Origin of the sequence: Streptomyces sp. NPDC002870 (assembly GCF_042888505.1) — a bacterium.
In the GTDB taxonomy this organism is placed as follows: Bacteria; Actinomycetota; Actinomycetes; order Streptomycetales; family Streptomycetaceae; genus Streptomyces.
The window spans coordinates 1-13,346 of sequence record NZ_JBIAPW010000041.1; the positions used below are offsets into that span (position 1 = coordinate 1).

12 protein-coding genes and 1 pseudogene are annotated in these 13,346 nt (G+C 69.1%); 5 read left to right on the forward strand and 8 right to left on the reverse strand.

The genetic code is table 11. From position 1 onward, the window contains the following. Positions 1-176 precede the first annotated feature (176 nt). Both ACFYWY_RS33210 and ACFYWY_RS33215 read right to left on the reverse strand, forming a co-directional pair. Positions 177-785, reverse strand: coding sequence for a tetratricopeptide repeat protein (locus ACFYWY_RS33210; protein ID WP_389193563.1), 609 nt, complete (start codon positions 783-785; stop codon positions 177-179). A 12-nt stretch (positions 786-797) separates the two neighbouring features. Next, positions 798-1,199, reverse strand: a complete 402-nt coding sequence (locus tag ACFYWY_RS33215) for a hypothetical protein (RefSeq protein WP_389193565.1) — start codon at positions 1,197-1,199, stop codon at positions 798-800. Between the two features lie 1,071 nt (positions 1,200-2,270). On the opposite strand from ACFYWY_RS33215, the gene ACFYWY_RS33220 reads away from it, so the two are divergent. Next, positions 2,271-2,504, forward strand: a complete 234-nt coding sequence (locus tag ACFYWY_RS33220) for a hypothetical protein (protein WP_389193568.1) — start codon at positions 2,271-2,273, stop codon at positions 2,502-2,504. Between the two features lie 230 nt (positions 2,505-2,734). On the opposite strand, the gene ACFYWY_RS33225 is transcribed toward ACFYWY_RS33220, so the two are convergent. Continuing rightward, entirely contained in the window at positions 2,735-3,586 is an 852-nt protein-coding gene (locus tag ACFYWY_RS33225) for a Rieske 2Fe-2S domain-containing protein (protein WP_389193571.1), read from the reverse strand. 223 nt (positions 3,587-3,809) lie between these two features. Here ACFYWY_RS33225 and ACFYWY_RS33230 point away from each other — a divergent pair, with 223 nt between their 5' ends. Next, on the forward strand, positions 3,810-3,938 hold the full coding sequence (locus ACFYWY_RS33230) for a hypothetical protein (RefSeq protein ID WP_389193574.1): 129 nt from the start codon (positions 3,810-3,812) through the stop codon (positions 3,936-3,938). A 304-nt stretch (positions 3,939-4,242) separates the two neighbouring features. Here ACFYWY_RS33230 and ACFYWY_RS33235 read toward each other — a convergent pair whose 3' ends face one another. After that, positions 4,243-5,592 (reverse strand): alkaline phosphatase PhoX, encoded by a 1,350-nt coding sequence (locus ACFYWY_RS33235; RefSeq protein ID WP_389193577.1) that lies wholly within the window; start codon positions 5,590-5,592, stop codon positions 4,243-4,245. Between the two features lie 385 nt (positions 5,593-5,977). Between ACFYWY_RS33235 and ACFYWY_RS33240 the strand changes: the two are divergent. Both ACFYWY_RS33240 and ACFYWY_RS33245 read left to right on the forward strand, forming a co-directional pair. Further along, positions 5,978-6,307, forward strand: a pseudogene (locus ACFYWY_RS33240) (hypothetical protein); the annotation flags it as partial. Between the two features lie 513 nt (positions 6,308-6,820). Continuing rightward, the gene (locus ACFYWY_RS33245) at positions 6,821-7,132 is read left to right on the forward strand and encodes a hypothetical protein (RefSeq protein WP_389193580.1); all 312 of its coding nucleotides are present in this window, start codon (positions 6,821-6,823) and stop codon (positions 7,130-7,132) included. A gap of 70 nt (positions 7,133-7,202) precedes the next feature. Here the strand turns inward: ACFYWY_RS33245 and ACFYWY_RS33250 are convergent, their stop codons facing one another. Then, entirely contained in the window at positions 7,203-7,841 is a 639-nt protein-coding gene (locus tag ACFYWY_RS33250; protein WP_389193582.1) for a TetR/AcrR family transcriptional regulator, read from the reverse strand. A 199-nt stretch (positions 7,842-8,040) separates the two neighbouring features. Between ACFYWY_RS33250 and ACFYWY_RS33255 the strand changes: the two genes are divergently transcribed. Beyond that, positions 8,041-8,436, forward strand: a complete 396-nt coding sequence (locus ACFYWY_RS33255; RefSeq protein WP_389193585.1) for a nuclear transport factor 2 family protein — start codon at positions 8,041-8,043, stop codon at positions 8,434-8,436. Positions 8,437-8,510: 74 nt separating this feature from the next. Here the strand turns inward: ACFYWY_RS33255 and ACFYWY_RS33260 are convergent, their stop codons facing one another. The 3 genes from ACFYWY_RS33260 to tatC form a co-directional block, all read right to left on the reverse strand. Next, positions 8,511-11,339, reverse strand: coding sequence for a DEAD/DEAH box helicase (locus ACFYWY_RS33260; protein ID WP_389193752.1), 2,829 nt, complete (start codon positions 11,337-11,339; stop codon positions 8,511-8,513). A gap of 105 nt (positions 11,340-11,444) precedes the next feature. Then, a complete protein-coding gene (locus ACFYWY_RS33265; protein ID WP_389193588.1) occupies positions 11,445-12,359 on the reverse strand; it encodes a diacylglycerol kinase in 915 nt (304 codons plus the stop codon). Between the two features lie 43 nt (positions 12,360-12,402). After that, a complete protein-coding gene (gene tatC, locus ACFYWY_RS33270) occupies positions 12,403-13,302 on the reverse strand; it encodes a twin-arginine translocase subunit TatC (RefSeq protein WP_389193754.1) in 900 nt (299 codons plus the stop codon). Positions 13,303-13,346 lie beyond the last annotated feature (44 nt).

Consider the following 13,346-nt stretch of genomic DNA (forward strand, 5'->3'; position numbering starts at 1 on the left):
CAGACACCGGACACCCCACTACGACGTAGGCAAAACCGTCCGCCGCGAGAAGACACTTATAGCCCTACAACGGTTGAAAGGTTAAAGAACAAGCTGAGTCTGTGCCGCCGAAGTTTGATCGCGCCTGGTTAGGAGGTTGAACGGGTGGGCTACTGACGGGTGCGATTCCGCGCTGATCAGCGCCTGTCTGTCGCGGCGGCCTGGGCGCGGGTCAGGTGGGAACGCATGATCTCCCGGTGCTCCGGGTGGCCGTTCGCGGCACGGTCCCGGAGCTCGCGGAGGTGGCCATACCGGGCGAGGAGAGCTGCCTGATGCTCGGCCAGCTTGTCACCGACGCTCTTCACCCTGACCGTGTGCTGGGCGCCGTCGAGCACCATCATGGCCTCGTCCATGCAGCCGACGCCGGCGAGCAGGTCCGCCAGTTGCGTCGGCGCGCCCCCTTTGTGGCTCAGTACGTCGATGGCTTCCTCGTGGCGTCCCTGCTCGTCCAGAAGCCGGGCCAGTTGGAAGTCGGAGGTGTCGACAGGTGAGCGGAGCTTGTGCCCCCGTTTGCGCCGCAGCCGCAGCGCCCGGTCGGCCTCGCCCAGTTCGACGAGCAGCTCGATGGTCCACTCGTAGGCGTTCTGCTCGTCGGCGTCGATGCGCTCCGTCATGATCGCGATGGCCTCGTCGAGCCGTCCGCGGGTGGCGAGGGCACGTGCCAGTTGCAGGGCGAAACCTGTTTTGCCGGGGCGCATCAGAACACGCAGTGCCTCGATGTGGCCACGCTCGGCCAGGACGGGCACTAGGAGCGTGTCTCAGTAACCGACAAGCGGCTCGCTGGCCGTGATCGATGGGATCGGTCGCGGTCGTCCCGTGGGCACCTGTGAGGCTGTGGCTGGGACGGAGGGCATGGACGCCGATGAGGTGGGCACGCTGCCGGGGGCCGTGCCATGGTGACGGCCGTCGTCCCACTGGGTGGTGACCGGCACGTCAGCGTCCGCGGCCGCATACCAGGCGTCGGGGTCGGCGTCCCGGTCGACGTGGCTGCTGGTCCTGGTGGCCATGTCGTAGGGCCACATCACGCTAGGCAGGAACCGGGCGCGGTCAACGGCCTCGAAGGCCTGCGCCCAGTCCGGTGCCATCGCGCCGGACTCCAGCAGGAAACCGCCGAGCTTCCTCCAGCCAGGCCGCACCCCCCGGCCCGTGGTCAGGGTCACTTACGGTGCGTTCCATCCCCCGGGGGCGTTCCCCCGTCCGGGGACGGAGGGTCCTGCGGCGGCTGCCACGGCTGCCCCGGATGCCCGTCACCCCCACCCCCACCGCCACCCTGACCGCCCTCACTGGCAGCAACCCAGTCGACGCCCATGCCGCTCCCCCTTCGCTCGGTGCCTTGCCCTGGTTCGTACACGACTCACCGTACTCAGAGGCGAGTTGGCGAACCAGAGCGCACGCCGACCGTGCTGCCGAGGCGAAGGCGCACGGCGAGAACACGCCACCGCGTACAGGGCCTTCTCTATGCCATGGTTGGGTCGGCCTTGGGCCGACGAGGAGCACGGTGTGGTCGCCGATGGCGAGCGACGCGGTGGACGTGAGGGGTGCGGAGTCGGCCCAGCGGTTGGTGGGGCAACGCCAGCCCTGGTCGAGGTCGCTGGTGACGCTGGTGACGCCTCCGGCGAGGTACAGGGTGCCGGCATGGGTGCCGCTGATCTCCCTGCGAAGAGGAGAACAGCGCGACGCGGCCCGAGTCTCCGTCGCAGCGCCCGCCCCGATGCGCACTGCACGCGGCGACCATCGCGCTGCCGACGGGCGACGAAGGCATGATCCGCCGACGCGTCCGCCCGCACCCCGCCGTTGCCCATCCCAGTGGAACCCGAGCAGTACGACGCGATCGTCCTGCACCACACCGTCGGCCGCGAACTCGAGGAGATCGCCGCCACCACCGGGCAGGAACCCAGCAAAATCCGGTACCTCCTGCGCTCATGGAAGCACTCCGCCGCCCAGGCCCCCCGCACCACGGGCACCCACCAGCTGGCCCGCGTGAGCAGGCGCGCCCCGGGGAAACGGCTGAGGCGGAACAGGCCGAAACGGCGGAACGGTGAGCCGGCGCTGGGTGAGCTGCCGAGCCGCCGAGTGAGCCGGAGGAGGAAAAGCCCCCCACCTGAGTGGTTCCGCTGTGCCGGTCGGGTCCGGGCCAACGTGTCGCCGGAGATTTGACGCAGCTTCTCGCTAACTTCCAGAAGCGCCAACTCAACCCCCGCCTTTCCCGAGCACCGAGGAGCGGATCATTCATGGCCGTGTGCGAGGTCTGCAACAACGACTACGAGATGGCGTTCGAGGTGCATGCCGCGGGAGCCGTGCACACTTTCGACAGCATCGAGTGCGCCGCCCAGAAGATGGCGCCGATCTGCGACAACTGCCAGTGCCGCATCCTCGGCCATGGGCTTCAATCCGATGGGCAGTTCTTCTGCTGCGCGCACTGCGCGCGCCAGCAGGGCGTCGCGCAACTCGTGGATCACGCCTGAGCCACATCGCCGGACTGAGTGCCTGAGTGACTCCGTGACCTGCGGATGAGAGCCCGTCACCCCAAGATCTGGCCCCCAAGGGCGGCGAGCTGGACCATTTCGAGATCAACGGCGATCCAGCGCCCGGTCGCGAAGGCCATTCAGGAGCGTTCTTGCACTGGCGGAGGCCGGTGACCGCTACGGCCTCACCCACTACCCCGATCGGCAGAGCCACCGCATTCCTCGTGGCGCTAGTGCCGTGCGCGGACTTCGATGTGCCCGTCGTTGACACGTGTGTCGTAGCTCGGCTGGGGTGTGGAGGCCGGGCCGCGGACGATACCTCCGTCGGCGAGGTTGAAGGTGCTGCCGTGCCAGGGACAGGTGACGCAGCCGTCCGCGATCCTCCCCTCCTCGAGGGGACCGCCCATGTGACTGCAGGTACTCGCCAGCGCGAGCACCTCCCCCGCTTCGCGGCAGAGCAGGACCGGGGCGTCCCCGGCGAGCACCTTGCGGTGTGCGCCCTCGGCGAGCTCGGAATCCGGCAGTACCGGGGTCCACTCCCGGGGCCTGTCCTCGAACGCGGTGTGGTTGACGTTGACGGCCTTCACAAACGTCAGATGCCCCCCGAGGTAACCACCTGCCATCAGGACACCGAGGGCGACCAGGCTCAGCCCCTTGCCACGGCGGCGCTGTCCGGACCGGCGGGCGATGAGTGAGGCGACGTACAGGCTCAGTGCGGTCACGTTCACGCCGGCGTGGACCAACCCGACGCGCCTGGCCGGCCCATAGGTGTCCGACCAGTCGTTCCAACCGGTGGCGGCGGTCGGTACCGCCGCGGCGACGCCGGCGGCGAGGAGAACGTCGGCAGCCGGCTCGGCGAGCTTCCCCCCAACATTGTCTAGCAGCACTGACATGCCCCACGCCCCAATCGGCACATCAGTGAGCACCGGGTGCAGTGGATGGCCCAGGTTCGTTCCGCTGAGCAGGTTCCGCAGCGGGCGCGGCCGGACCACGCGTCCGACCGCCCGAGCCAGGGGTGCCGCCACTGGATCGAGGGCGTCAAGTTGCTCCAGACGCCTGGCCAGATGATGCAGGACGGCCATCGCGTGTCTCCTCACCGGGGTACGGCAGCGGGGCTGTTCCCCCTTGCCCTATCCGGAAGAACACCGGGGAAAACGGGCTGATCGGGTGCCGTACGGCGTGGCCTTCAGCCGCTTTGACTCTCCCGTGCGGCGCCGATCAAACGACTCCAGCTCGCGGCCCGGGCGCGGCGCCCAAGTGGTAGGCGTGGCATCCCACGCCCGTAGCGCGCTGGGTGGAGGCGGCATGACCGAGATCACCGAGACACAGCAGCGGTTGCTGCAGGTGATGCGCGAGTACATCCTTGATCGCGCCCCAGCCGCGTCCGCCAGGACCGTGCCCCCACGCCCGTTCCGGGTCCTTCGGCACAGTTGAACGTATACCCATGTCCCTGATCGGCCGTTGTCGGTAGGGTCGACGGCTCGGGCCCGCTGCCGTGCCGTGGGGGCCATTCGCGGCGATCGACCGCAGTGTGTGTCTGTGGAGACGTCGATGCTGCAGGACTTGTTTCGATCTCTGCCCGGCAGCCCTGCGCGTGCGTTACGCCCGCGGAGCCGGGATATGCCCGGCGGACGCGTAACCCGCGTAGTGCCCAGCCTGTGTCGGCCGGGCACTGCGCGTCAGCCTGGCCAGTGCCCTGCGGGCAATCCGGCCGCGGCTGCAGCTCCCGGCTGACGTATCACAGCGCGCCCCGGGACCAGGGACCGGTGATCGCGAAAGTGATGCCCGGGGTCTGGATGTTCACGAACAGCCAGTTTCCGTTCTTCGGTTCGAACACCGAGCCGGCCCACTCCGAGCCCCTGTGGTCGGCCGCCGGGACGTTCTTGCCCGGAGTCCCGCCGCGCAGATCCACGTTGTTGGCCGCGAAGCGGAAAATCTCGCCCTCCGTGGTCAGCCCGTGGACGTACTCGGTGCCGCCTCCGTCCTCGCAGAGCACCAGGCCGCCGCGGGGGCTCACACACATGTTGTCCGGCGCGTTGAGGAGGTCGGAGCCCGGCGAGGCAAAGAGCACCCGGAACTCATCGGTGGCCGGGTCGAGTTCGAAGACCTGTCCCTGGCGGGCGGGACCCCCGTCGGTCGTGATCACGTAGATGCGGTCGTTGCCGTACCAGGCGCCCTCGAGGCGGCTGAACACCGCCGCACCGTTCGCCTGCGCCTCGAGCCGCACCGTGTCCGTCGCCGGGTCGACGTCGTCCACGGGCACCCAGGAGACAGTGCCGTACGCCTTCTCGCCGTCGCCTCGGGTGTCGTACGTCGTGGTGCCGATGCGCAGCGCCTCGAGCCGACCGCCCTTGGACAGGTTGCCGGGGACCGCCGGGACGAACCGGTACAGGGATGCGTCGCCGCGGTCCTCGGTCTCGTAGACGTATCCAGTCGCCGGGTCGATGGCGACGGCCTCGTGGTTGAACCGGCCCATGGCCTTGTAGGGCTCAGGGTTGCCCTTGCCTTCCGACGCCACCTCGAAGATGTAGCCGTGGCGCTTGCCGACCGTCGTGGAGAAGGTTTCCTCGCAGGTGAGCCAGGTGTTCCACGGGGTGGGCCCGCCGGCGCAGTTGCGGATGGTGCCGCCGAGACTGCCATAGGACTCCAGCCACTGGCCGGCATCCGGGTCGAAGACCAGGGTGGTGGTCCCGCCGCCGGCCTCCGGGTTGTAGGCGGGGGCGGTGAAGGCCGGGCCGGCGCCGCGCTCGTGGTTGCGGACGAGGTGGACCCGGTCCCCGTACCGGAAGGCTGCCATGCCGTCATGGGAGCCAGGGGTGCGCACCCCGTCGTCCATGAGGTCGTTCGTCCACCCGTAGGAGATGTACTCGAACCCGCGCGGCAGTTGCAGCAACTCCAGGCCGGTCGCCTGGTCCTTGACCGGGCTCAGCGGGCCGTACCCGGCGTCGAATTCGAGCTTGACCGGCGCGGCTGCAGCCGTCCGCGCGGCGAGGGCCTGGAAGGAGACGGAAGCGGCCGCGGCCACCGCAGCACCGCGCAGGAGAGTGCGTCGTTCGAAACCGGGACCGGTCGGCCTTCCGGCGGACATGCCTGTCATGGGAGTCCTCTCGATGCGATGAACTGGGGAGCGGCGCGAGTCACCCTAGGAGCCAAACGCTTCGTCCGTTTCCCAACGGAAAGTGAGCGATGGAAGAACCTCTTCCGGCCGTGACCTACGTCGGCCGCGAGAGGCTCTCCCTGACCCTTGGTGGCTCTGCCTCGATCTGCTCAGCGCACCGCCTGGTTCCTCGACTGGCAGCCAGCGTGAAGGTACGGCCGACACCCCATCGCCGGAATGCGGGTACGGTTCTCAATCCAGTCGTTGACGGGTTGTCACGGGAACTTCACCCTGCGAGATCTACCCGCATCAACTCCTCCGGGCCACGATGAGCGGCGCCCCCCGCCCGTCAACCCCGGCTCGGGAGTCGATACTCATGCGCACACACGCCCGTCACGGCATCGCCGCCACCCTGGTGGCCATCTCCACCGCCGCGCTGACCCTCTTCGGCACCACCCCCGCGCAAGCTGCTCTGCCCACACCGGTCAGCGCCGCCACCGCCCGCTCCTACCTCGCCTCGATGCCCGCCACGACCGAGCACTCCCGCACCGGCTACAGCCGCGACCTGTTCCCCCACTGGATCACCATCAGCGGCACCTGCAACACCCGCGAGACCGTCCTCAAGCGCGACGGCTCCAACGTGGTCACCGACTCCGCCTGCGCCGCCACCAGCGGCAGCTGGTACTCCCCCTACGACGGGGCATCACGACGGCGATAACGGACAGCAGGCCCGTCAAGGTGGTGGCCCAGGCGAGCAGGCTCACATGGCTGGAGCTCTCGACTGGGGTACGGTCAAGGGCGTCATGGGCTGCCATCTCCTCAATACGGGTCGGTACCCATCGACTGACGAGAGGGAGATCTCGGCGAGGCCAGGCCGTAGGAAGCATGGGCCGCGCGGGAATCTCCCTTCGTCGTGCCGAAGGGCTTTGCCTCACGACTTTACGCACATGGCCACCAACTCGAACCACAAGTTGGGCCCGTGACATCGCTACCGAAACGATCGCCCTGGCCTAGCCCCATATCAAATGGCCTGACAGCGGGCGCCACTTCAGAAAGCCCAGCTCAGCGGCCCCTTTCGGAGGGGACGACCCCGAGTCGCTCGTACCAGCGTAGGAGTCGCGCCACGCGGAATCGGCCACAGTCAGCGTGGCTGTACGCCGCTCCGTGGGCGTTACTCATGCGCTAGTACGAGTGCAGTCTGCGACCGGGGTCGTGGGCAATGTACCGGTACCAGGTCTACAGCCGGGACATTGCCGACGCCCTGCCGGCCGACGTGCCGCACGCCGACGCGGTCCGCGAAACCCTGGGCGGCGCGACAGCGGTGGCGGCCCAGCTCCCGGCCGGAACGGCAGACACCGTGCTGGCGGCCGCGCGCGACGCCTTCACACACGGGATGGGCTTGGCTGCGGTCGGCGCGGCCGGCGTCATGGCAGGAGCGGGCCTCTTCTCACTCGTAGTGCTGGGGGGCGCGGGCAAGGCGAAGCGCCCAACGAAGCCGGCCGCCGAGCCGAAGCCCGGGGCGCTCGTCTAGATCATCATTCAGGGGCGTGGGAAGCGCCGGCTCCCAACGCCACGCACCCCCAGGGGCTTCCCGGGACCGGTCATCCCGAGCCCCGCACCCCCACAATCCTCAGCGCCGCGTCCGCCGTCGCCCCCGCAAACGCCCGCACCGCCCTCTCCGGGTCCGATCTGTGGACCAGGATCACGCCCTCTATCAGCCCGAACACCAGGTCCGTACGGAGCACCCGCTCCCTCTTGTCGAGCTCGCCCCCCGCCGCCGTCGCCCCCAGCAGCTCCCCGTACGCCGACTTCAGGTCGGCCCGCACCCGGTGGAAGCTCGTGAAGCGTTCGCCCTGGACCTCCGGGAGCAGGTACAGCGCGCCCAGGTTGTGCTCGCCGCCGCACAACAGCTCAACGTCCGCGCGGCACAGCTCCCACAGGCGTTCCTCCGCAGGGCGCGCGTCGTCCGCGAGCAGCCGGAGTGCGAGCGTCAGGGACGGGGCCACCGTCGACTCGAGGAGCTCGGCGAGCAGGTCCTCCTTGCCGCTGAAGTAGTGGTACATCGTCGCCTGCCGCATACCCGCGCGCTCCGCGACCGCCCGGGTCGTGGTCGCGGCGTACCCGCTCGTGGTGAACAACTCCGCCGCGGCCAGGAGGAGTTCGTCCCGCGCGGACATCCCGCTGTCCGGCCGCTGCGTCGCGCGCGGCCGGCCGACCCGTCGTCCCGTGGTGGTGCTCATGAAGCCGATCGTCGCACACGCCCCAGACACCCATGTTCGCCCTGTGCACCGACCCACCTGAGCCCGGCCTCGTCCACGTGGGCACGGACAACCGGGTACGGCGGCCGGCGGGCCTACAGGAACGCCTGCGTGGACAGCCCTCCACACCCGGCGGAGGATATAGAGAGGGCATCAATAGGGACGAAAGGTGTGAATCACTATGGCTGAACACCCGGACTGCGCCCTTGTACGCCGGGGTTACGCAGCGTTCGTGTCGGGTGACATGGAGACACTCGGCTCCCTGATGACGAGGGACGTCGTCCACCACGTGCCGGGCAACAACCCGCTCTCCGGCCACCACAAGGGCCTCGATGCCGTTCTCCAGCTGTACCGCAGGCTCGGCGAGGAGACCGACGGCACGATGCAGATCCAGCTGGAATCGGTGCTGGCCGACGGGCGCGGGCACGCCATGTCACTTCACACGATGAGGGCCGACCGGGGCGACCACGGCATCGAGATCCGCGAGGGTCTCTTCTTCACCATCGTCGGCGGAAAGATCACCGACATCGACGAGTGCACCGAGGACATCGACGAAGAGGACAGGTTCTGGGGCTGACCCCAGAGCGACCGGACTCCGATGGCCCGGTTCACCGCCTGGCGGTGCACCCGGGCCATCGTACGTATCGCCGCTCAGCCCACGGAGCTGTACGCGACCACACCCCGCAGCAGCGCGTCGACCGCCCTGCGGGCGTTCTTCGCGACCGTGCTGCCCTCACGCGGCGCCGCCGCCGCGATCTGCCCCAGCACATCGATCACTTGCTTGCACCAGCGGACGAAGTCTCCGGCGGGCATCTCCGCCTCACGCAGCACCTCGTCCAGGCTCCGGTCGGATGCCCACTGGTACGCGGCCCAGGCGAAGCCGAGATCGGGTTCACGCTGCCCCACGCCCTCCGCCTGGTTGATCTTGAAATCCTCCTCCAGAGCGTCCAGTCGGCCCCATATGTGGATCATCTCGGCGAGCGCGGCCTTCGCGTTGCCCGCCGGGACCTTGGGCGCGACCGCGTCGTCCGCCTGCCGCGCCTCGTACACCAACGCCGAGACGCACGCGGCCAGTTCGGCCGGGCTCAGCCCCTCCCACACACCGTCGCGCAGGCACTCGCTGGCCAGCAGATCCAGCTCGCCGTAGAGCCGCGCGAGCCGCTTGCCGTGCTCGGTGACCTCGTCGCCGCGCAGATAGTCCAGCTCGGTGAGCAGCGCCACGATCCGGTCGAAGGTACGGGCGATGGTGTTCGTCCGGCCCTCGATGCGCCGCTCCAGCTGCCGGGTGTCTCGCTGCAGCCGGTGGTACCGCTCCGCCCACCGCGCATGGTCCTCGCGTTCGTCGCAGCCGTGGCAGGGATGCGCGCGCAGCTCCGTGCGCAGCCTTGCGATCTCGCGGTCGTCGGCGGCGGCCGCCCGCTGCTTGCGGTGCCGCTCGGGCGCGATGTGCCCGGCCTTCGTCCGCAGCGCGGAGGCCAGATCGCGACGGGACTGCGGCGAGCGCGGGTTGAAGGACTTCGGGATCCGCATCCGCTCCAGCGCCTCGACCGGCACCGGGAAGTCCATCGACGCAAGCCGCTTGACCTGCCGTTCGGCCGTCAGCACGAGCGGCCGGGGTCCGTCGTGGTGCTCGAAGCCGCGGTGTCCGTTGGTCCGGCCCGCCGGGATGCCCGGGTCGAGGACGAGCGCAAGGCCCGCGAACTTGCCTGTGGGGACGTGGATGACGTCGCCGGGCTTCAGCTTCTCCAGCGAGGACGCCGCGGCCACCCGCCGCTGGGCCGCGCCCTGCTTGGCCAGTTCCGTCTCACGGTCCTTGAGCTCGCGGCGCAGCCGCGCGTACTCCTCGAAGTCGCCCAAGTGGCAGGTCATGCCCTCGCGGTAGCCCTCGAGTCCCTCTTCGTTCTTCTGTACCTGGCGGGAGATGCCGACGACCGACTTGTCCGCCTGGAACTGCGCGAACGACGTCTCGAGCAGCTCGCGCGAGCGGTGCCGCCCGAACTGCTGCACAAGGTTGACCGCCATGTTGTACGAGGGCTTGAAGCTGGAGCGCAGGGGGTAGGTGCGAGTGCCCGCGAGTCCCGCGAGCGCGGGCGGGTCCATGGCCCGCTGCCACAGCACCACGGCGTGGCCCTCGACGTCGATGCCACGCCGCCCTGCCCGGCCGGTGAGCTGGGTGTACTCACCAGGGGTGATGTCGGCGTGCTGCTCGCCGTTCCACTTGACGAGCTTCTCCAACACCACAGAGCGAGCAGGCATGTTGATGCCGAGCGCCAGCGTCTCGGTGGCGAATACGGCCTTCACCAGACCGCGCACGAAGAGCTCTTCGACGACTTCCTTGAAGGTGGGCAGCATGCCGGCGTGGTGCGCGGCGATGCCTCGCTCAAGGCCTTCCAACCACTCGTAGTAGCCAAGGACATGCAGGTCTTCTGTGGGGATGGCGGCGGTCCGCTCCTCGACGATCTCGCGCACCCTGACCCGCGCGTTCTCGTCGTTCAGCCGCAGCCCCGCGTACATGCACTGCTGCACGGCGGCCTCGCAGCCCGCCCGGCTGAAGATGAAGGTGATCGCGGGCAACAGCCCTTCGGCGTCGAGCCGTTCGATGACCTCGGGCCGCCCGGGCGTCCAGATCCGGCTGCGCTGGCGCCGCTCCCGCTCGCGGTCCGCCTCGCGCACCATCTTGCCGCGGCGGCGGTCCTTGGGGTTGTACGTACGCTGGTTCTCCGTCCGCGCCAGGCGTACGAGATCGGGGTTGACCTCGCGCCGGCCCGAGCCGCGGCCGCCGTGGTCGGTCTCCTCCTCGAAGAGGTCGTACATCCGGCGGCCGGCCATGACGTGCTGCCACAGCGGGACGGGCCGCTCCTCGGCGACGATCACCTCGGTGTCGCCGCGGACGGTGTCCAGCCAGTCGCCGAACTCCTCGGCGTTGGAAACAGTCGCCGACAGTGACACCAGGGTCACCGACTCGGGGAGGTGGATGATCACTTCCTCCCACACGGCGCCGCGGAAGCGATCGGAGAGGTAGTGCACCTCGTCCATCACCACATGGCCGAGGCCGAGCAGCGACTGCGAGCCCGCGTAGAGCATGTTGCGCAGCACCTCTGTGGTCATCACGACCACGGGTGCTTCGGGGTTGACGCTGTTGTCGCCGGTGAGGAGGCCGACCCTGTCCGCGCCGTAGCGCCTGACGAGGTCGGTGTACTTCTGGTTGGAAAGGGCCTTGATGGGCGTGGTGTAGAAGCACTTGCGGCCCTGCTGAAGGGCCAGGTGGACGGCGAATTCGCCGACGATGGTCTTGCCCGAGCCGGTGGGCGCGGCGACGAGCACGCCCTTGCCCGCCTCCAGGGACTGGCAGGCCTCGATCTGGAAGGGGTCCAGGTCGAATTCGTACAACGCGCGGAAGGGGGCCAGCGCAGTGGCCTCCTCAACAGCGCGGATGCGGGCGGCGGCGTAGCGCTCAGCGGGTGAGAGGTCCTCGGTCATCTTGCCCACGAGCCTACCCGCCACCTCTGACAGTGAGCGCGATCTTTAATTGACCGGGGCAATCACCGGGCAATCACCGGGCAGCCACGGGGCAGTCACTGGGCATTACCGGGCGATCACCGGGGCCACCTCCGGAGCGAGCACCCGCACGGCGCCCGGAACGCACTGGGCGGTCAGCGGCAGCGCTCCCATCGGTTCCCCGTCGGCATACCCGGTGACTTCGTCCGCCTGGAGCGTGATCGTACGCACGCGATGGGTGGTGACCTTGGGGTGGCTGAGGTGCGTCCCCTTGTAGACCTGCGGAAAGACCTTGAGCAGGGTCGTACGCGTACAGTCCCCGACCACGGTCACGTCGAACAGCCCGTCGTCCATGCGCGCACCGGAGCAGATCCGCATGCCGCCGCCGTAGGAGGATCCGTTGCCGACGGCGACGAGGGTGGCCTCGATCTCGCGCACCTCCCCGTCGTCGAGCGTGATGCGGTACGGGATGGGCTTGAAGGCCGCCAGCTCTGCGACCATCGCGAGGTCGTACTTGAAGCGCCCGCTGGGCCACCGCATGCGGTTCCCGCGGTCGTTGACCCGCGAGTCGAACCCGGAGGCGAGGATGGTCCCGAACCACTTCTGCCCCACGCGCCCGAGGTCCACCTCCCGGATCTGCTCGCCCTTGAGCGCCTCGGCGACGAGCCGCCCGGCGGCGGCCGGCTCCCGTACAGGCAGCCCGAGCGCGCGGGCGAAGTCATTGCCGGTCCCGACGGCGACGACACCGAGCGGCGTCCGGGTGCCGGCGACGGCTTGCAGAGCGAGCGACATCATCCCGTCCCCACCGACGGCTATGAGAGCCCCGGTTCCCCCGCCGACGGCTTCGCGCGCCCGCCGCAGGGCGTCGTCGGCGTCCTCGCCGAGGACGGTACGCACGGAGAACCCGGCCTCGCGCAGCACACCAGCGGCCGGCTGCGCGGCATGAGCGCCCCGGCCGCGTCCCGCGGTGGGATTGACGAAGAGGGTGATCTCGCTGGTCACTGGGGTCCCCCTGGACGGAGTCTGGGGGGAGGACCATACAAGATCAGGTGACGTCGTCGTAACCGTTGAGCCTGTGGGAACGTCCGTCGGCCTCGCCGCTCGCCTGCTCGGGCAGCGCCCTGGCGGCTGATACGGCCTCGATCTCACCGACAGCCTCGGGAGCGAGGTCGAGTTCGGATGCCTCGTCGTCGTCGAGTTCGGCGTCGGGGTCGTTGCGTCGTCGCCGCCGGTCGTTGAGCAGCGAGACACCCACCGCGACGAAGTACAGCACGATGATCGGTCCCGCCAGCGCGATCATGCCCAGGGGGTCGGTGGACGGGGTGGCGATCGCCCCGAAGACGAAGATGCCCATGACGGCACCACGCCACCAGCCCGCCATCCGGCGTCCCGTCACGACGCCTGCCAAGTTCAGCATGATCAGCAGCAGCGGCAGCTCGAAGGAGAACCCGAAGATCAGCACCATGCGGACGGCGAAGTCCAGGATCTTGTCGACCTCGAGGAAGTTCGCGGCGGTGTCCGGGGTGATGCTGAGCAACACGCTCATGCTCACCGGCATGATCACGAACGCAAGATAGGCACCCGCGATAAAGAGCGGAACGGCCGCGGCGGCGAAGAAGTAGGTGTACTTCTTCTCCTTCTTGTGCAGGCCCGGGGCCACGAAGGCCCACAGCTGGTACAGCCAGACCGGGCAGGCCGCGATGATGCCCGCCATCATGACGACCTTCACCGTGGTGGTGAAGGGCGACAGCAGGTCGGTGTAGACGATGGTGGCGCACTTGCCGCCGGTCTCGAGCTGTCCCTGTTCACAGGCGTGGACCGGCGAGGCCAGGACCCGCATCAGCTCCTGGCTGTAGAACGCGGCCACGATGGACGCGATCGTGACCGCCAGCATCGCCTTCGCAAGCCGGTTGCGCAGCTCACGCAGGTGCTCCGCGAGCGGCATCCGCCCTTCGGGGTCCTTCTCCTGCTTCTGTTTCGAGCGGGCAG